A 19,485-nucleotide genomic window follows, 5' to 3' on the forward strand; every position below is an offset into this window, starting at 1 on the left:
CATATAGAGAGATTACCCGTTATATAGATATTCGATTCGGCTCTAGCATGGCTCCACCTTATCCGAGGACAGGAGTTCGCCATGACATGCTGCGCTGCAAAAAACCGCTTGCGTCCATTGAGCCATTTGCCCAGGCCGCAGGAGGCCATTCGCCAATTCACGCCTAACTGGTTTGCCGTGGTCATGGGCACCGGAGTGTTGGCGCTGGCCTTGGCGCAATGGCCTGGGAATGTGCCGGGCCTGCGCCTTTTGGGTGAAGGCTTGTGGTTGTTCAACACGCTGTTGTTCGTGGTATTCGCCCTCATGTACACGGCCCGTTGGGTACTGTTCTTCGACGAAGCACGACGGATTTTCGGTCATTCAACGGTCTCGATGTTTTTCGGCACCATTCCCATGGGGCTGGCGACCATCATCAACGGCTTTTTGGCATTTGGGCTGCCGCGCTGGGGGAGCGGTGTGGTGGCGGTGGCTGAGGCGTTATGGTGGATCGACGTGGCCATGTCGTTGGCCTGTGGTGTGCTGATCCCATTCTTGATGTTCACCCGCCAGGAACACCGCATCGACCAGATGACCGCCGTGTGGCTCTTGCCGGTGGTGGCCGCCGAAGTCGCGGCGGCCAGTGGCGGGCTGTTGGCGCCGCATCTGGCCGACGCTCATGGGCAACTGGTCATGCTGGTGACCAGCTACGTGCTCTGGGCCTTTTCCCTGCCGGTGGCGTTCAGCATCCTGACGATTTTGCTGTTGCGCATGGCGCTGCACAAACTGCCTCACGAGAACATGGCCGCCTCGAGCTGGCTGGCCCTCGGCCCGATCGGCACCGGCGCCCTGGGCATGTTGCTATTGGGCAACGATGCCCCGCTGATTTTTGCCGCCAATGGCCTGTCCGGCGTGGGTGAAATCGCCGTCGGGTTGGGTCTGGTGGCCGGTATCACGCTGTGGGGGCTGGGGTTGTGGTGGATGTTGATGGCGCTTCTGATCACCGCGCGCTACCTGCGCGCAGGCATTCCCTTCAACCTCGGCTGGTGGGGCTTTACCTTTCCCCTGGGCGTGTACGCGTTGACCACGCTGAAGCTTGCGGACCTGCTGGGCCTGGTTTTTTTCAGCGTGTTCGGGGCTGTGCTGGTGGCGATGCTGGTGGTGATGTGGCTGATCGTCGGGCGGCGTACGGTCCTCGGTGCCTGGCACGGTGAGTTGTTTGTGTCGCCCTGTATTGCAGGGCTGGCGAAATAATCGCTAAAGACAGGTAATGTGTGGCCTGGATCAAAAAGCGTCATTCCAATAAGCGTCCACGTCACTCAGGAACATGGAAGATGAGTCACCCTTCGCAGTTCACCTTGCTTCGCACGCGGCGTTTCCTGCCGTTCTTCATCACGCAGTCCTTGGGCGCGTTCAACGACAACATTTTCAAGCAGTCGCTGATCCTCGCCATCCTCTACAAATTGACCATCGAGGGCGACCGCTCGATCTGGGTCAACCTCTGCGCGCTGCTGTTTATCCTGCCGTTTTTTCTGTTCTCGGCTCTGGCAGGGCAGTTCGGCGAAAAATTCGCCAAGGACGCGCTGATTCGTCTGATCAAGCTCGGCGAAATCGCCATCATGGCGGTCGGCGCAGTAGGGTTTCTGTTCGATCACTTATCGCTGATGCTGGTGGCGCTGTTCGCCATGGGCACGCATTCGGCGTTGTTCGGCCCGGTGAAGTACTCGATCCTGCCCCAGGCCTTGCGTGAGGAAGAGTTGGTCGGCGGCAACGGCCTGGTGGAGATGGGTACCTTCCTGGCGATCCTGGCCGGCACCATCGGCGCCGGGATCATGATGTCCTCGGCGCATTACGCACCCGTGGTGTCCACTGCGATCATCGGTGTTGCCGTGCTCGGTTACCTGGCCAGCCGCAGCATTCCGCGCGCAGCGGCGGCCTCGCCGCAGATGCGCCTGAACTGGAACATCTTCAGCCAATCCTGGGCCACCCTGAAACTGGGGTTGGGGCAAACCCCGGCGGTGTCCCGTTCGATTGTCGGCAACTCCTGGTTCTGGTTCGTCGGGGCGATCTACCTGACGCAGATCCCGGCCTATGCCAAGGAGTGGATGCACGGTGACGAAACCGTGGTGACCTTGATCCTGACGGTGTTCTCGGTGGGGATCGCCTTGGGTTCGATGCTCTGCGAAAAGCTTTCCGGGCGCAAAGTCGAGATCGGCCTGGTGCCGTTCGGCTCGTTCGGGCTGACGGTGTTCGGCCTGCTGTTGTGGTGGCATTCCGGTGGAATCCCCGACAGCGTCGAGGGGCACGGTTGGCTTGAAGTGCTCGGTTTCGGTCACGCCTGGCTGGTGCTGATCGACATCCTGGGCCTGGGTGTCTTTGGCGGTTTCTATATCGTGCCGCTGTACGCGTTGATCCAGTCGCGCACGGTGGAGAACGAGCGGGCGCGGGTGATTGCTGCCAACAACATTCTCAACGCGTTGTTCATGGTGGTCTCGGCCATCGTCTCCATCGTGCTGCTGAGCCTGGCCAAACTGTCGATTCCGCAACTGTTCCTGGTGGTGTCGTTGCTCAACATTGGCGTCAACGCCTACATCTTCAAGATCGTTCCCGAGTTCAGCATGCGTTTCATGATCTGGCTGCTGAGCCATTCCATGTACCGCGTGGAGCACCGCAATTTGGAGGCGATCCCGGATGAAGGGGCTGCGCTGTTGGTCTGCAACCACGTCTCCTTCGTCGATGCCTTGCTGATTGGCGGCGCGGTGCGTCGGCCGATTCGCTTCGTGATGTACTACAAGATCTACAACCTGCCGGTGTTGAATTTCATCTTCCGTACCGCTGGGACGATCCCGATTGCCGGGCGCCAGGAAGACATTCACATCTACGAAAAAGCCTTCAAGCGAATCGCCCAATACCTGAAGGACGGTGAGTTGGTCTGCATCTTCCCTGAAGGAAAGCTGACCGGTGACGGTGAGATCAATGAGTTCAAGAGCGGACTGACACGCATCCTCCAGGAGACCCCGGTGCCGGTGATTCCCCTGGCGTTGCAGGGGTTGTGGGGCAGTTTTTTCAGTCGCGACCCGGCCAAAGGGCTGTTTCGTCGATTCTGGTCGCGGGTGACGCTGGTGGCGGGGTCGGCGGTCGCGGTGGAAGTGGCTGAGCCGGCGAAGTTGCAGGCGTTGGTAGGGGAGTTGCGTGGGACCGTCCGCTAGAACGAAAAACTGAAGGAGAAGACCTGTGGGATTAAAACCTGTGGGAGCAAAGCTTGCTCACGATGGCGTCCTTGCGATCGCTATCGCGGGCAAGCCTTGCTCCCACAGACCCTGCTCCCCACAGGTTTTACTCCACAAGTTCCACAGCTCCTAGAAGGTCTTGCTCCTACAGGAGGGCTTAAGCGCTGACCTTGAGCCCGATCAACCCTGCAACGATCAACGCCACGCTGGCCAGACGAACCAGCGCCATCGACTCACCAAACAAAATGATCCCGGCGATCACCGTGCCCGCGGCACCGACCCCGGTCCAGATCGCATAGGCTGTACCCAGCGGCAGTTCCTTCATTGCAAGGCCGAGCAGGCCAAGGCTGATCGCCATGGCGGCGATTGTCAGTGCAGTGGGGAGAGGGCGGCTGAAGCCGTCGGTGTATTTCAGGCCGACAGCCCAGCCGACTTCGAACAGGCCGGCAAAAAACAGAATGATCCAGGACATCACACACCTCATCGATGGATGGGGTCGTCCCCGGATAACGGTTGCTATGGCGTTGCGGGGTCGTCCCCGCATTGGGCGCAAGAATGCCCAATGCTGACGATTCGGTCAAGATTCGCCTTCAGTCCGTCGCTTGACGGGCCTGCAGTTCACGGTCCTGTTTTTCGCTCATGCGCCGGAAGTACGTCGAGAGCAGGGCGCCGGAAATGTTGTGCCAGACGCTGAACAGCGCGCTGGGTACCGCCGCCAGTGGCGAAAAGTGTGCACTCGCCAGCGCTGCACCCAGGCCGGAGTTCTGCATGCCGACTTCCAATGACAGGGTTTTGCGCTGGGCCAACGGCAAGCCGAACAAACGCCCGGTGAAGTACCCCAGCAGATAACCGAAGCTGTTGTGCAGCATCACGATGGCCATGATCAGCAGGCCGGATTCGGCGATTTTCGCCTGACTGGCTGCAACCACCGCCGCGACGATGATCACGATGCTCACCACCGATATCAGTGGCAGCACTTCTACCGCATGACGAACCCGGGCACCCAGCAGGCGTTGGGCAATGATGCCCAGTGCGATCGGCAACAGGACGATTTGCAGGATCGACCAGAACAGCGCCGAGAACGACACCGGCAACCAGGCCGAGGCCAGCAGCCAGATCAGCGCCGGGGTCAGCAGAGGGGCAAGCAGGGTCGTGAGGGCGGAAATCGCCACGGCCAGGGCCAGGTCACCGCGAGCCAGCCAGGTCATGACATTGGACGATGTGCCGCTCGGGCAGCAGCCCACCAGGATCACGCCGACGGCGATCTCCGGCGGCAGACTGAACACTTGGCAAAGCAGCCACGCCGTACCGGGCATGATCACGAATTGGGCAACCACCCCCAAGGCGACGCGCCCTGGATGACGGGCCACTTCGGCGAAGTCTTCCAGCTTGAGTGCCAGGCCCATGCCGAACATCACCAGGCCCAGCAGCGGCACGATGGCGATTTTTAGACCGATGAACCAAGCTGGCTGCAGAAACGCCACCACCGCGAAAATCAGTACCCAGTAAGCGAAGGTATTGCCGACAAAGCGACTCAATGCAGCCAATGCGCGCATGACCTGATCCTTATTATTAAGAACACCACAAAACCCAATGTGGGAGCGGGCTTGCTCGCGAAAGCGGAGTGTCAGTCAGCATCTCGGTGGCCGTCATGCCGCTATCGCGAGCAAGCTCGCTCCCACAGGGGGGCGGGGTTTAGATCCCCTGCGGAATCTCTTCCCCACCCAACGCTTCAACCAGCGCCGGCAGGAACTCGCCGAACGTCAACATCATCAGCGTGAAGCTGGCGTCCAGTTGGCCGAGGGCTTCGTCGCCACCGTCCTGCTCTGCCTGGTCCTGCAGCAGGTCTTCGAACTTCAGGCGCTTGACCACCATCTTGTCGTCGAGCATGAAGGACAGCTTGTCCTGCCAGGCCAGGGACAGTTGCGTGACGACCTTGCCGGTGTTCAGGTGCAGCTGGATTTCGTCGCTGGTCAGGTCCTGGCGCTTGCAGCGCACGATGCCGCCGTCTTCGTGGGTGTCGCGCAGTTCGCATTCATCGAGCACGAAGAAATCGTCCGCGGCTTTCTGGGTCTTGACCCAGTCAGTCATGGTAGCGGTCGGGGCCATTTTTACCGTCAGTGGACGTACCGGCAGCGAGCCGATGACTTCGCGCAGGGTAGACAGCAGGTCTTCAGCGCGTTTCGGGCTGGCCGAGTTCACCAGGATCAGGCCCTGTTTCGGCGCGATGGCGGCAAAAGTGGACGAACGACGGATGAACGCACGCGGCAGGAACGCCTGGATGATTTCATCCTTGAGCTGGTCCCGTTCCTTTTTATAGACCTTGCGCATTTGCTCGGCTTCGATCTCTTCGACCTTTTCCTTCAGGGCATCGCGTACGACGCTACCCGGCAAGATGCGTTCTTCCTTGCGCGCGGCGATCAGCAGGAAGTCCTGGCTGACGTGCACCAGCGGTGCGTCTTCGCCTTTGCCAAACGGTGCGACGAAACCGTAAGTGGTCAACTCCTGGCTTGCACATGGACGCGCCAGTTTGCTGGCCAGTGCAGTTTCCAACGCCTCGGCATCAAAAGGCAGATCTTGGGTCAGGCGATAGATAAGCAGGTTTTTGAACCACATGGGGTGAGTCTCTCCTTTATACAAAGGGGGGCATTATTCTCTTCGCAGCGCCATAGGCCAACCCTTCGCTAAGCCTTTGGAAGGCCTGAAAAAATTAATTTAAAAAGTGCTTGCCAGCTTAAAGAGTGCTCCGTAGAATGCGCGCCACACCGAAAGCGAAGGGTGATTAGCTCAGCTGGGAGAGCGTCTGCCTTACAAGCAGAATGTCGGCGGTTCGATCCCGTCATCACCCACCATTCGTTCAACGTGTTACGCGCAGCGGTAGTTCAGTCGGTTAGAATACCGGCCTGTCACGCCGGGGGTCGCGGGTTCGAGTCCCGTCCGCTGCGCCATATTCGGTTACCTGGAACACTGAACGCCAGGTCACCACGGAAAGCCCGCTAACGCGGGCTTTTTGCTGTTTGCAGTTCCTGTGGTGTGCGTTGCTCATGTTTTTTTTGCTGAATTTGCTAATTAAATCAGCACGTTATAAAAAACTGTGAGAGAATGCGCCCCGCATCGAAAGTGAAGGGTGATTAGCTCAGCTGGGAGAGCGTCTGCCTTACAAGCAGAATGTCGGCGGTTCGATCCCGTCATCACCCACCAAACTTTCAGTGTTACGCGCAGCGGTAGTTCAGTCGGTTAGAATACCGGCCTGTCACGCCGGGGGTCGCGGGTTCGAGTCCCGTCCGCTGCGCCATATTTGGTTATCTGGAATGCTGAACGCCAGGTGGCTACTAGAAACGACGCTTTTCCTTTACGAGGGAAAAGCGTCGTTTTTTTTTGGCTCTCTTTTTTGTGTGTATATCCGTCGCTGCGGTTACGGCTACATGGTTCCGCCCTTATGTATGGACTCGCCTCCACTGTCTACCCGCTTTTCAACACTGCTACCCGGCTGCATCTATGTATAAGGCCTATTCGAGGAAGCCCATCTTTGGCTTCTGGCCAACATTGGTTGAGCTCGCGGTATGCCGATTACGTTCAGGCCTCGAAGGCCGGTAAGGGCGCAGGCATCGTTCCGCGACGGTCTGACCTGGGGTCAATGTTTTCTAGCAGGGGCTGGAGCGCTTTACGCCCCGGTGGCAGAACTCTGGTGATCTGTAACTTGTCGCAGCCGGCCGGCCTTAGGCCGGTTGGCTGTGATAAGTCTGGTCATTCTGTAGCAGCACCCAGATGATTCGTAGGTTGCGATTCGCTAGTCGTACCGCCGCTTCCTTACGTCCTAGCCGACTCAGCCAACGTTGCAAGCGACGATCGTCGGGCTGCTCAGAATCAGGACGTAGGTGCCTCAATACGGCGTGAGCACCCTGAACCATCAGGCTACGTATGTAACCATCGCCTCGTTTGCTCATCTTGCCCAGGCGAACCTTCTGCCCACTGCTGTTCTGATCGGGCACCATGCCAAAGTAGGCGGCGAACTGGCGTGCATCGGCAAAACGTTCGGGTTCGGTCTGCTTGGCTAGCATCGCTGTGGCGATGATCGGACCGACACCGCGTACCGTCATTAACCGTCTGGCGGTTTGATCCTGGTTCGCAGCGATCTCCAGGCGACCGGTCAATACGTTGATCCGCTCGCCTAACTGGCGCCATTCGCCCAGCAGCTCGTCGATGAGTTCGCGCAATATGTCTGGCAATGGTTGGGTGGCATCCTCCAGTATCCGAGGTAGGGTTTGACTGATAGCAACATCACCTTGTGCCAAGGCAACACCGTGTTCCATCAATAGCCCGCGCATCTGGTTACTCGTAGCTGTACGCCGACGCACATAACCCTGCCGGGCACGGTGTAATGCCTGCATGGCCAGTGCTGCAGCACTTTTGATGGGCACCGCTGTGATTTTGGTGTCCCGTCCCGCCCGTAAAATGGCCAGCGCATCGTTGCGATCATTTTTTGCGCCACTGCGGTGGTCGGCCACCAGCTGCGCCGGAAGAACTCGCGCCAGATTACCCTGCGCCTGCAGCTGTCGTGCCCATGCTTGAGCGCCGGGGCCGGTTTCCATCAGTACAACGATGTTTGCCGGCAGCTTGCGCAAGAATGCGTGGAAGGACTCACGCGACTTGATGCGTTCTTCATAAAGCACCTGGCCAAGAGCATCTTCGCCTACGACCTGAAATACCTGCTTGGCTAGATCGACTGCCACTGTCGTACAGGTCGACAGATCGGTTGAAGACAGGGACTGTTTAAGCGTCGTATTCTTTTTCATGGACTCGCCCTCGCTGTCGTTGGCTTCTTAGACTGCCACCGCGGCGCATTGACGCCTCGGCGTGGGCGAGTCCATCTAATTACGGCGGGTCACTTTTGAAGAGCCCGGGAGCCGGCCCAGTCAGAGCGGAACCGTCAGCAGCCGTTACCGAAATAACGGATATACACACCAACCCATCGTCTACAGCTCAGCATTCCGCCGATGACGATAATCGCTGACCGCCTCATACACCGCCTTACGCAAGCGATTGATCCCACCAATAGGCCGATGCGCCTCAATGCCGAACCAAGGATTGAACGACTGATTATCACAAGCCAGATTCAACTTGGGCGTATCAAAATCCTGAGCCGGAACCTTGATCCGCGCCACGGTCTCGAACGGCGCATCACTTTCCTGCCACTCAATACTGGTGTCTTCAATGGGCATGTACTTGCTCGGATCCTGACGCTGGATCTGCAAGACAAAACACGCCGGCACCCGGTCCGTGGATAACTGCTGATTCAATGCGCTACGCAAGAAGTTCGGCAGGTCCTGATTCTGGGGAGGCAGGGTATAGCTCGGGCAACTGTCCGGGTCCGGTGCGACGCGAAACTTGGCGTTGGCTTCGCCGAATTTGTAAGGCGATACCGAGAAATACGTGGTCTGGGTCGGGCTGGCCGGGGGCGGTGAGAGGGTCGCCAGGGCGGTGAATAAATGCCGGATCTGCCAGCTGCGCGGGTCTAGGCTTGGAAAGAAAGCCATCGCCTTCTTCCCGTCAGCCTGGGCGGCCACATTCTGACGATATTCAGCGACATCGCTGACGAAGAAGTTCGGATGGTTGAACATCACGAAATCCTGCTCACCCTGTGATTGCCGGTCAGCGAGCAGTTGCTTGCCCGGTACGTTCATCAGCTTGATCGCCATCCCGCGGGCATCGCGCAGGCTGTCGAACTGCGGATAGGCGTTGCCGTTGGACAGGCGAATCGTCGCCTGCCAGACCTTCCCCGGCTCGGCGAATACACCTTGGCGCAACGGTGCCGGCAGGTCGCTCGGCACCTGGACTTCGGCCATGACACAGCCGTGGGCCTTGGCATGGGCATCGCGCAGGTAACGCGTACTTTCGCGGTGCTGATCGACGATGCGAATAGCGGTCTGGATGATGTCCTGGGTCATGGCCGCTTCGCCGGGCGCCACCTGTTCCTTGTCCGGGACCGGTCCCTTGTGTTGCCAGGCAAACCAGGCTGTGGACAGTGCCCAGCCGAGCAACCCGATGCCCAGCAGCCACAGGAGCGTCTTGCCCAAAAAGGCACCGAGGCGCAGCCAGAGCGTGATCAACATTCAAACTTCCTTTTACCTGTGGGGTTCATCATTACAGTTGCGACTCCAGTGGCCCGCCCAGCACCTTTAAATACTCCAGCAAGGCCCAGCGTTCCTGCGGTTGCAGCAAGCGGCCAATGACGCCATTACCTCGCTCGCCCGCGCGGAATTCATGGCCGCTGTTGTGGTTGCCGGTAATGCGGGTATCGAAGAGAAAACCGTTGGTAAAGGCTTCGGTGCGATAGCCCAGGTGGCGCGGGTCGTATTCGAAGTTGCCTTTATAGAACGTGGTCGCGCGCTCGTCCTGGGGGGACAGCAATTGATAGATCGTCGGCACCGAGCCGTTGTGCAGGAACGGTGGCGTGGCCCAGACGCCCGCCAGCGGCCGGGCTTTGTAGGCGCGCAGTTCACGTACGCCGATGGGCAGGCCAAAACCGTCCAGGGCAGGGCGCTCGGCGGGGGTGACACCGGCGTCGCGGTAAGCGCGGTTTTCGACGAACGCCGTGACGTAGGCCAGGCCTTTGGCGACCGAGAGTTGGCTCAGGTCCAGCGGTTCCGTCGGGGTCGGGTGCAGTTGCACTTCCAGCTTCGCCAACTCGGCCGGATCCCACTGCAGGCTGGTCAGGTCGTAGCGGTGATCGGCGATGTTGTTGGCGGTGCCCGGGTCGGTGCCGATCACTTGCACGGGCAGCATGTGCAATTGCTGGACCGGCCTGTCGGGCCCTTGGACTACCTTGGGTACATGGCAGCCGGCGCAGTTTTCAGTGAACAGGGCCCGGCCCTTGGCCGCCAGCGGTTTGTCGATTGAACCGAGCAGCGCTTCGGGCCACACAGGCGGCTTGAGCAGTTGCAGGGTCTCTTCGATCTTGTTCAAGTCGCGCACACGCACGCTGGAGGGGTAACGCGCATCGCCCTGCAGCGGTTTGCCTTGGGTGTCGAAGAAATTCAGCGTGGCGCCGACCCCCAGTGCTTCACCGACGTTGCGGGCCATCGGTTGCTGGGCCGATCCGTTCCACTGCACCCAGTCGAACGTCCATATATCCCACAACTGCGGGTAGTCCACGGGGGCGTTGGCCACCCGGTAGTTTTGCGGCGAAATGGCGTCGCCGAAGCTGGCATTGGCGATGCGACCGAAGGCGTCGGTACGGCCAGGCCCTTCTTCGGTGGGGTAGAGGCCGCGATGGGTGTCGTTCCAGGCCACCCGCAGGAACGTGTCCAGGGAGATTTTGAAGGCCTTGCGCAATTCCTCGTGGCGGGCGTCGTAGTCCTTGCCCAGCACTTGGCGGGCGAAGCGCTCGAACTTCCAAGGGTTGTAGTAGGTAGACGCCAGACTGGCGACCAATGCTTGTCCGAAACTGCCACCGCGTAATGTAGGAACACTGGAAGGCAGCACGTGTTGAGCCGAGCCGCCGTCGATCCGTATCGCCTGGCCCTTGAAGCGCAATTCGCCGGTATGGCAGGCAGCGCAGGTGATATCCAGGAACTGTTCGGTGCTGCCCGGGTTCTGGTGCCGGGCGAAGCCCACCGGCAAGTTGCCGGGATTGGCCGACGAGGCTTTCTGCGCCGGATCGACCAGGAACCCAAAGCGCGCCAGGTACTCAGGCGAAGCGAAGCGTTGTTGCGAAAACGGTAATTCGAGGGCAGTGAACCAGTCGTAGCGCAGGCCTTTGACCTGGGTGCCCTGGGGCGTGAAGTAATACGTCTGGCGCTCGGCGGCAGTCCATTGGTCGAGGTAATTCACCTGTTCGACGGGCGTGTAGAACGGCAGGCGAGGATTGGCGACGTAATAAACCACCACGGCCACGACAATAATCAGCAGCGCGAGGAGCAGCAAGAAGATGCGAGAGAGAAGGCGCACGGTAACGTCCTTGTTTTTTTGATAAGCCCTTATGCCTCAGTGCTGCGCGGCGGGCAAGTGGCCATTACCCCTGGCCTGTAGGGGAGCGGCAATTTGTCCCTGTACGTAACAGATGACAGATGCTTCATTCGTACAGGCTTAAAAAGCGTTTGCGGACCTGAACTTATCATTACTTTGTGGCTCACATGCCGGTAGCCATTGGTCGTGGCCGCCTGATAAGCTCGCGGCTTTATTCGATTGCCCTTTAGGCGCATGAACAAGGAAATAGCATGAAACAGCATCGGTTGGCAGCGGCGGTGGCCCTGGTAGGCCTGGTACTCGCGGGTTGCGACTCGCAGACCAGCGTAGAGCTGAAGACCCCGGCGCAGAAAGCTTCCTACGGTATTGGCCTGAACATGGGCAAGAGCCTGGCTCAGGAAGGCATGGATGACCTGGACTCCAAAGCGGTCGCCCAGGGCATCGAAGATGCCGTCGGCAAGAAAGAACAGAAGCTGAAAGACGAAGAACTGGTCGAAGCCTTTGCCGCGCTGCAAAAGCGTGCAGAAGAGCGCATGGCCAAGATGAGCGAAGAGTCGGCAGCCGCCGGCAAGAAGTTCCTCGAAGAAAACGGCAAGAAAGCCGGCGTCACCACCACTGCTTCCGGCCTGCAGTACGAAGTGGTCAAGAAAGCCGACGGTCCACAGCCTAAGCCGACCGACGTAGTGACTGTTCACTACACCGGCAAGCTGACCAACGGCACCGTGTTCGACAGCTCCGTTGAACGTGGCAGCCCGATCGACCTGCCGGTCAGCGGCGTGATCCCGGGTTGGGTCGAAGGCCTGCAACTGATGCACGTCGGCGAGAAGTACAAGCTGTACATCCCGAGCGACCTGGCCTATGGCGCCCAGAGCCCGAGCCCGGCCATCCCGGCCAACTCGGTCCTGGTGTTCGACCTGGAACTGCTGGCGATCAAGGATCCGGCAAAAGAAGACGCAGCCAAGTAATCGCGTCTGCTATAACGACAACGCCTCGCTTATGCGGGGCGTTGTCGCATCTGGGCCGCGGCAAAATGGCAAAAAAAAACGAACGCGCGATGCAGGGTATAGTCATAGGCAATACAGGCGCTGTGCTAGACGCAGTCAGCCGGTCAAGTCAATGAAATATTGGGTTTTTAATGTGAGTAAAAAACGCCCGATCTAAGCCGGGCCCTTATGAAACGGGGGCTTCAGCGGTGAAATGCAGCTCTGTTCACAAGGTTATCCACAATTTGTGTGGATAACATTTCAGTGGGAGAAAAAATGAAGGCCCCGTGGAATTTTGCGCGATTTCTGCCCTTGGCAGGCCGCCTGCTGGCCCGCGGTCGATTGCCGACGTTGCTGTTCGCCGTCGCCAGCAAAGGTGCCCGGGAGGGCGGACGGCTGGGCAAGCTCAAGGAGGACCTGCGGTTGTTGCAGGCCTTGTGCCTGGCCTACTGGCGGGGCGAATACCGCGCTGTCAGCGCCAAGTCGATGCTGTCGGTGGTGGCAGGGCTCATGTATTTCCTCAGCCCCCTGGATGCGATTCCAGATATCTTGCCAATGTTTGGCATGATCGACGATATCGCCGTGCTGGCCTGGGTCATGAAAACCCTCGACGTTGAACTCGAGGCTTTCCGTGCCTGGCGTTATCGGCAATCGCCCGAGAAGCTTGCCCGGGTCGAAAGGCTTCCCGATACCCCGGAACAACTTCAACTCCAAGGCCAGAAAAAGCCCTGACCCCCTGAGAATTCATCACCCCGCGACCTTAGCCAGCATTTAGGATTACACTTCCAAGAAAAAAGGCTGACTCGCTAAGTGTTGTTGTCCTACGGGGTAGACATGGATATTCAAATAATCACACGTGACGGAGAGCCCGAATACGCGGTTTTGCCGTGGGATCAGTACCAGTCGTTGTTGAAGGCAGCAGGCATCGATCAAGCTCCGCCGCGCGAAGCGACAGTCCGTCACACGGCGGCACCGGGCCAGGTTCTCCCTGGACTGGATCAATTACGCAGTTTACGCGAAGGGAAGGGCATCGCCATCGAGGCGCTGGCCCGCACGGTAGGTATCAGCCCGTCTTATCTGGCCTTGATCGAGAGCGGCGAGCGTCAGCCCGATGCCGCGATTCGGCGCAGTCTGGCCTGGGAGTTGACGGTTCCGGGTTGGAGGGAAGAATCGTGAGCGTACGCATCAGTCGGCAGCATTGGGATGGGTTGTTGGGTGAGTTGGACCAGGCGCGCCGCCAGCGCCATTTATTGACTTACCGCGCCTTGTTGGAGCGTCTGCAACTGCCCAGCCCGGCCATGCAGACCTTGACTGCGGCCCTTGAGCACCTGGCGGCGCTGGACGCCCGGGCGGAGCAGCCGCTGCGCAGTTCATTGGTGATCAGCCAGGGCGCCAGTCGGTTGCCGCGCACGGGTTTCTTCGAGTGCGTAGAACGCCTGGGCCGCTTTTCCGGGCCATCCGATGGCGTGGCCGCTGCTTCCTGGCACGCTTCAGAAGTGGTTCGGGTATTTGAATACGAGTACCCCGAGTCGGCGGAGGCCTGAGTGCTCTGGCGACTCAAGGCGCGGGCCGGTTACTGGCTGGCGCGTCGGTTGTTTCATTGGTCCTGGTTCGTCCGCCAGCCGCGTGGCTGGGCCTGGCTCGAGGGGCAGTTCTCCCGCATGGCGAACTTGGGCGACGTCGGTGCGCAGAGCTTCTATGGGCACATCCTCACGTTTCGCGGCCAAGGGCTGGGTGCCCGTGAAGAAGGCATTCGCCTGCTGCGGCTGGCGGCATTGGCCGGTGATGGCAAGGCCGCCTACCAAGTTGGCGTGATCAGCCTGGCCGGCACAGCCAGCAAGGCGCCGGACCCGGTTGAAGCGGCGCGTTGGTGGACCTTGGCGGCGAAAGCCGGGCATCCGCTGGCCGAAATCAAGCTCAAATCACTTGAAGCTCGCGATATCTAGGGTTATCCACAGGCGATTCGTTGTGCAGGTCAGACGAATTTAGCGAATCGCCCTACGTACTCTGTCTCCTTCCCCTGACTTAATTCCCCTGTCATCCCCGGCAAAGTCTCGCGCTCCCTGAGTACTGCGAGACGTCTGCCCATGTTCGACCGTTTTTTCCTGCCGGCCCTTGAGCGAGCCCTGTCCTGATGGATCAGGTGAGCCGAATCGAGCAGGAACTCGACAGCTTCAAAGGCACCCTTTCGGCCTACCGCGAGCAGCTCGAGCGCTGGTACAGCCGAGCAGCGGACCGGGCCAGTCATGTCGCTGACCTGCCGTCGCTGATGGGCATGGAGCGGCTGATCCGCTTTGGCGACAGCACCACCGCTGTCAGCATCGGTGACGATGACTTCCTCTCCACGGTCGTCCAGTGCCCCAAGGGCGGGCCGATGACGATCGAGAGCAAGTTCGAGTCGGTGTACGACATCCCGCTGGGCGACATCGCGGTGGATGTGGTGGACGTGGCCAGCGGCGAGGTCACGCCGGTCGCCCTGGATGCCCAGGGCCTGGGGACCTTCCTGGGTGAGGCAGGCAAGTCCTATCGGGTTCATGTCCAGGGCGAGGTGTCCGCCAAGCAAATCGCGAATCTGTTTTCTTCCTACGATGGCCTGACCACCGATCTGACGGACTGGTTGCGCGGTGAGTGGCAGGGTTTCAAGCCGCGATGGGCACAACAATCGCTGTCGACTTCGGCGGCGGCGGTGGGGAACGGGCTGCTCGCCGGTAGTTGGGCGGCGATTGAAAGTGTTTGGGACAGCATCAGCTTGCTCTCGGACATTCTTAAGGACCCTGGTCAGTTTGTTGATCGGTTGGGCGAAAGCGCCAAGCAACTGGAGGACCTGGCGGAAAAAACACCGCTGGTGATGGCCAAGCTGCAACTGCTGGCCAGCGACGAAGCGGCGCTGTGCCTGTTGGTGCGCACCGCCAGTCTCTGGTTGGAGATGTTGCCGCCCAGTGAGGTTGCCGGGGAAACGGCCGAAGCCCTGTCGAGGGTGACAGTGCAGTTGTTGATCGACCTGTTGATTGGTGTCGTCCTGACCTTCACCGGTGCGGGTGCCGGTATCGCTTATCTGTCGATGCGCCTGGGGAATGTGGGCGTGCGCCTGCTGGGTGCCATGCAGCGTTTCATCGGGGCGATCTTCGCGGTGGTCAATGGCTTCATGACCTACGTGGACCGCTACAAATCCGTGGCGGCGCGCGGTATCGCGGCCGGGGTGAAAAAGGGCCGGATGCAACTGCGCTGGGATGCGCAGCGCAACACCACGCTGAAAAAACACGAACATCACGACGACGCCCCGGCCCAGTCGAAAAACCCCAACGGCGACAGCGCCGACACTGCGGCCCAGACCCAGACCAGCGGCTGCCCGGTGTCGATGGTCACCGGCGAAGAACTGCTGACCCTCGACGACGGCACCCTCGATGGTCGCTTGCCGTTCGTCTTCACCCGTTTGTACCGCACCAGCGCCGCCGACCTGGACGTCGGCCTCGGGCGCGGTTGGAGCCATGCCCTGGCCCATCGCTTGGAACTCGACGGTGAGCAGGTCACCTGGGTCGACCAGGAAAACCGCCGCACGACCTTTCCGCTGCCCAGCGCCCAGCGTCCGGCGATCCACAACAGCCTGGCCCGCGCAGCGATCTACCTGGGCTCCGAGCCGGACGAACTGATCGTCGCCCAACCCGGCGAAAACGCTCCATTCCTGCACTTTCGCGACGGCCACCTGAGCGCCCTCAGCGACCGCTACGACAACCGCCTGACCATCCTGCGCAACATCCATGGCGACATCAGCCGCCTGGACAACGGCGCCGGGCGCGCCTTGCGCCTGCGTTACGAACAGCGCCACCTGATTGCCGTCGACTACCAGAGCTTCCATCCCGCCATCACCCTCGACGAAGCCTGGCGGACCGAGCAGACGCTGGTGTCCTACCGCTACGACGGACGTTTCCGACTGATCGAAGCGACCAATGCTGCCGGTGAAAGCGAGCGCTACGACTACGACGACCGGCACGTCATCCTCCAGCGACAACTGGCCGGTGGGGCAAGTTTCTACTGGGAGTGGCAAGGCGTCGGGCCGGCGTCCCGCTGCGTACGGCATTGGGCTTCGTTTGCGCAGATGGACAGCCGCTACACCTGGGGCGAAGACGGCAGCGTCACGGTCCAGCACCTGGATGGCAGCCAGGAGGTGTATGTCCACGACGAGCGGGCGCGGCTGGTGCGCAAGGTCGAGCCCGACGGCGGCGAGCACCTCAAGGCCTACGACGAACAGGGCCGGCTGATTGCTGAGCAGGACCCGTTGGGGGCGGTCAGCGAATACCGCTACGACGAGGTCGGACGGCTGGTGGCGCTGCTTCCCCCGGATGAGGCGCCGACGTCCTACGAATACCGCAACGGTTTCCTGCACGCCCGTTCACGCGGCAAGGCCGTGTGGACCTACCGGCGCAATGCCCGCGGCGACGTGATCGTCCTCATCGACCCGGATGGCCGGCGCACGGAATATGCCTACGACGCCCATGGGCAACTGCTGGCGACGTATGCCCCGGACGGTGGCGAACATCGCTTCACCTGGAGTCGCCTGGGCCAACTGACCGAAGAGATCCTGCCCGACGGCGGTCGCCGGTGTTTTTCCTACGACGCCCTGGGGCGTTTACTCAGCCGCCAGGACGAACACGGCGCGCTCACGCACTACCAATGGGACGCCGTCGGCCGACTGCTACAGGTGACCTTGCCCAACGGTGCCACCCGGACCTGGCGCTACAACGCCTACGGCAAGGTCACCGCCGAGTGCGATGAACAAGGGCGGGTCACCCGCTACGAATACGCCGACGACCTGCACCTGGTCAGCCGCCGCCTGAACCCCGACGGCAGCGAGCTGAAGTACCGCTACGACTCGGCGCGGCTGTTGCTGACCGAAATCGAAAACGAATCCGGCGAAAAATATCAGCTGGACTACACGCCCAACGGCTTGATCCGACAGCAAGTCGGCTTCGACGGCCAACGCACTGCCTACGCCTACGGCCTCAACGGCCACCTGCTGGAAAAAACCGAGCACGGCGAGGACGGTTCACAACGGCTCACCCAGTACCAGCGCGACGCGGCCGGGCGGCTGCGGGTCAAGACCTTGCCCGACGGCCAGGCCATCGAATACCGCTACGACGAGCTGGGCCGATTGGTCCACGTCGACGACGGCAGCGATCATCCGTTGGCCTTCGAATACGACGCCCAGGACCGCTTGGTCTGCGAGCACCAGGGCTGGGGCACCCTGCGTTATCGCTACGACGCTTGCGGGCGCCTCAATCACCTGCGCCTGCCGGACGACAGCCAGCTCGACTACCACCATGCCCCGGGTGGCGCACTGACCGCCATCGACCTCAACGGCTCGCGCCTGACCGAACACCGCTTTGACGGCGGGCGCGAACGGCAACGCCAGCAAGGCCGGCTGCTCAGTGACTACGACTACGATGAACAGGGCCGTCTCAAGGCCCAGACCGTGTGGCAGAGTCGACAGCAGCAACTGTTCTGGCGCGATTATGCCTACAGCGCCAAGGGCAACCTGCAAACCCTTTCCGACAACCGAAACCGCCGCAGCTACCAGTACGACCCGCTGGATCGCCTGACCCGCGTCGACTTTTCCCACAGCGAGCCGCCGGAACACTTCTGCCACGACCCGGCCGGCAACCTGCTGATGCAGGACCGCCCCGGCCCGACCACCCTCAAGGGCAACCGCCTGCTGAAGGAGGGCGACCGCCACTACGACTACGACGCCTTCGGCAACCTGCTCCGCGAACGCCGCGGCCAGGCCCTGGTCAGCGCCTACCGCTACGACAGCCAGCACCGCCTGATCGGCGTCACCACGGCGGACGGGCGCGAAACGTCCTACCGCTACGACGCCTTTGGCCGACGCATCAGCAAAACGGTGGACGGGCTGACCACGGAGTTTTTCTGGCAGGGCGACCAGGTCGTCGCCGAAAACAGCCCGCGCCACCACCGCAGCTACGTCTACGAACCCGGCACCTACCGCCCGCTGGCGATGCTCGACGGCGAAGGCCTCAAGGCCTGCCCGTTCTACTACCACCTCGACCACCTGGGCACGCCCCAGGAACTGACCAGCTTTAGCGGCCAGATCGTCTGGTCGGCGCGCTACAACGGCTACGGCCAACTCACTGAACTCCAGCACGGCGGCGGCGAACAGCTTGAGCAACCTTTGCGCTTCCAGGGCCAATACTTCGACCCGGAAAGCGGCCTGCACTACAACCGTCACCGCTACTACAATCCTGAGACTGGCCGCTATCTGACGCCTGACCCGAGCAAACTGGCGGGAGGGCTCAATGGGTACCGGTACACCCTGAACCCGACGGGGTGGGTGGATCCGTTGGGGTTGGTGGATTGTCCGGGGAAGGGTGGGTGTAGGCCGGCGGTTGGGGAGCAGGATCCGGCGGCTAAGGTTGGGGTGGATGAGGGGGAGCCGCGGCTGCCGATGACGGCGGAGCAGCGGGCACAGGAGCATGAACTAGCGGAGGCAAAAGCTTATGAGGAGTTAAGGGAAATGGAAGGTTCTATTGATGGCGCTCACTTTCTGGAAAAACACGGTGCGCAGACCACCTTGCAATCGCAAATGGAACGGCTGCAATCTGGTAAAAACCCTACAACGGGTGAAATTGAACGTTATACCAAAGGTAAAAAAAAGGGAGAACCTAAAATTCCTACTGCGGCAACACACTTCATAAGTCATCGAGATCAACTTTATGCGATAAATAGAGCGCGGCTCGTTTTCAAAGAGAGTGGTCTGCAACAATCTCGTGAGCCTATTGAGTTTGGAAGAAAAGTCGGAGAAGGATATAAAAAGGAAGGGTTGGAATATGGCGAGCAAACAAAGGCTGTGGTGATACTGAATGATAAAGGCCTTCCGATAACCAGCTATACGGAATTTGAGTGATGACGAAGTCGTCTGATATGGTTGTGCTAAGAAGTCTCTTATTTGTATTTGATATAGAGAATACGATAGATGAGGCAAGGGAGGAGGTTATTGTCTCGAAGGATATCAACGCCGACTCCGAATTGGTGGAGTTGTTTGATTCCTTACTTAAATCCGATTTTTTAATATTTCAATCTCATGAGCGCGAATGGTTTATTGAAAGAATTTTCTTCTATCTGGAAGAGGGGGCGAATTTTGATGAGATATTTTCGAGGATAACCACATATTTCGATGATGATGTTAAGGATCAGCGTCACTTTATGAGAGTTTTGCTGAGCTGCCTCAAACGCTATCAGTCAGAGGTGGCCGAAAACTCATAACTTAATTAGAAAGAATATTTAATCGTTACCTGCTGCGTGGGAATGCATCCCGT

General features: G+C 59.9%; 15 protein-coding genes and 4 tRNA genes. 13 read left to right on the forward strand and 6 right to left on the reverse strand.

What is annotated here, in order from left to right; genetic code table 11:
* Window positions 1–81 precede the first annotated feature (81 nt).
* The gene (locus AB4O22_RS03870) at window positions 82–1,230 is read left to right on the forward strand and encodes a TDT family transporter (RefSeq protein ID WP_223471843.1); all 1,149 of its coding nucleotides are present in this window, start codon (window positions 82–84) and stop codon (window positions 1,228–1,230) included.
* An 80-nt stretch (window positions 1,231–1,310) separates the two neighbouring features.
* A complete protein-coding gene (locus AB4O22_RS03875) occupies window positions 1,311–3,185 on the forward strand; it encodes an MFS transporter (RefSeq protein ID WP_003204590.1) in 1,875 nt (624 codons plus the stop codon).
* Between the two features lie 178 nt (window positions 3,186–3,363).
* On the opposite strand, the gene sugE is transcribed toward AB4O22_RS03875, so the two are convergent.
* The 3 genes from sugE to rdgC form a co-directional block, all read right to left on the reverse strand.
* Window positions 3,364–3,678, reverse strand: coding sequence for a quaternary ammonium compound efflux SMR transporter SugE (gene sugE, locus AB4O22_RS03880; protein ID WP_460095884.1), 315 nt, complete (start codon window positions 3,676–3,678; stop codon window positions 3,364–3,366).
* Between the two features lie 118 nt (window positions 3,679–3,796).
* Entirely contained in the window at window positions 3,797–4,762 is a 966-nt protein-coding gene (locus AB4O22_RS03885; protein ID WP_003204585.1) for a bile acid:sodium symporter family protein, read from the reverse strand.
* A 139-nt stretch (window positions 4,763–4,901) separates the two neighbouring features.
* Window positions 4,902–5,822, reverse strand: a complete 921-nt coding sequence (rdgC, locus tag AB4O22_RS03890) for a recombination-associated protein RdgC (RefSeq protein ID WP_003204583.1) — start codon at window positions 5,820–5,822, stop codon at window positions 4,902–4,904.
* 160 nt (window positions 5,823–5,982) lie between these two features.
* On the opposite strand from rdgC, the gene AB4O22_RS03895 reads away from it, so the two are divergent.
* The 4 genes from AB4O22_RS03895 (at window position 5,983) to AB4O22_RS03910 (ending at window position 6,501) form a co-directional block, all read left to right on the forward strand.
* A tRNA-Val gene (locus AB4O22_RS03895) sits at window positions 5,983–6,058 on the forward strand.
* Between the two features lie 19 nt (window positions 6,059–6,077).
* Window positions 6,078–6,154: transfer RNA gene (locus AB4O22_RS03900), tRNA-Asp, on the forward strand.
* 177 nt (window positions 6,155–6,331) lie between these two features.
* A tRNA-Val gene (locus tag AB4O22_RS03905) sits at window positions 6,332–6,407 on the forward strand.
* Between the two features lie 17 nt (window positions 6,408–6,424).
* Window positions 6,425–6,501: transfer RNA gene (locus AB4O22_RS03910), tRNA-Asp, on the forward strand.
* Window positions 6,502–6,925: 424 nt separating this feature from the next.
* On the opposite strand, the gene AB4O22_RS03915 is transcribed toward AB4O22_RS03910, so the two are convergent.
* From AB4O22_RS03915 to AB4O22_RS03925, 3 genes are all read right to left on the reverse strand, one after another.
* Window positions 6,926–7,957 carry an IS110 family RNA-guided transposase gene (locus AB4O22_RS03915; protein WP_124356368.1) on the reverse strand — a complete coding sequence of 344 codons (1,032 nt, stop codon included), beginning with the start codon at window positions 7,955–7,957 and terminating at the stop codon, window positions 6,926–6,928.
* Between the two features lie 225 nt (window positions 7,958–8,182).
* The gene (locus AB4O22_RS03920; RefSeq protein WP_053163128.1) at window positions 8,183–9,319 is read right to left on the reverse strand and encodes a catalase family protein; all 1,137 of its coding nucleotides are present in this window, start codon (window positions 9,317–9,319) and stop codon (window positions 8,183–8,185) included.
* Between the two features lie 31 nt (window positions 9,320–9,350).
* Window positions 9,351–11,156 carry a di-heme-cytochrome C peroxidase gene (locus AB4O22_RS03925; RefSeq protein WP_003204579.1) on the reverse strand — a complete coding sequence of 602 codons (1,806 nt, stop codon included), beginning with the start codon at window positions 11,154–11,156 and terminating at the stop codon, window positions 9,351–9,353.
* Between the two features lie 269 nt (window positions 11,157–11,425).
* Between AB4O22_RS03925 and AB4O22_RS03930 the strand changes: the two genes are divergently transcribed.
* From AB4O22_RS03930 to AB4O22_RS03960, 7 genes are all read left to right on the forward strand, one after another.
* Window positions 11,426–12,139 (forward strand): FKBP-type peptidyl-prolyl cis-trans isomerase, encoded by a 714-nt coding sequence (locus AB4O22_RS03930; protein ID WP_003204577.1) that lies wholly within the window; start codon window positions 11,426–11,428, stop codon window positions 12,137–12,139.
* Window positions 12,140–12,433: 294 nt separating this feature from the next.
* Window positions 12,434–12,889: a YkvA family protein gene (locus tag AB4O22_RS03935; protein WP_003204575.1), complete on the forward strand. Its 456-nt coding sequence runs from the start codon at window positions 12,434–12,436 to the stop codon at window positions 12,887–12,889.
* A 102-nt stretch (window positions 12,890–12,991) separates the two neighbouring features.
* Window positions 12,992–13,333, forward strand: coding sequence for a helix-turn-helix domain-containing protein (locus tag AB4O22_RS03940; protein WP_460095885.1), 342 nt, complete (start codon window positions 12,992–12,994; stop codon window positions 13,331–13,333).
* The gene (locus AB4O22_RS03945; protein WP_003179080.1) at window positions 13,330–13,701 is read left to right on the forward strand and encodes a hypothetical protein; all 372 of its coding nucleotides are present in this window, start codon (window positions 13,330–13,332) and stop codon (window positions 13,699–13,701) included. The genes AB4O22_RS03940 and AB4O22_RS03945 overlap by 4 nt, the downstream gene beginning before the upstream one ends.
* On the forward strand, window positions 13,702–14,103 hold the full coding sequence (locus AB4O22_RS03950) for an SEL1-like repeat protein (RefSeq protein ID WP_003204573.1): 402 nt from the start codon (window positions 13,702–13,704) through the stop codon (window positions 14,101–14,103).
* A gap of 188 nt (window positions 14,104–14,291) precedes the next feature.
* A complete protein-coding gene (locus AB4O22_RS03955) occupies window positions 14,292–19,073 on the forward strand; it encodes an RHS repeat-associated core domain-containing protein (protein WP_460095886.1) in 4,782 nt (1,593 codons plus the stop codon).
* Complete coding sequence (locus AB4O22_RS03960; RefSeq protein WP_027911533.1) at window positions 19,073–19,432, forward strand: hypothetical protein; 360 nt, start codon at window positions 19,073–19,075, stop codon at window positions 19,430–19,432. The genes AB4O22_RS03955 and AB4O22_RS03960 overlap by 1 nt, the downstream gene beginning before the upstream one ends.
* Window positions 19,433–19,485: the final 53 nt, after the last annotated feature.

It is taken from the genome of Pseudomonas sp. S3_B11 (assembly GCF_054667715.1).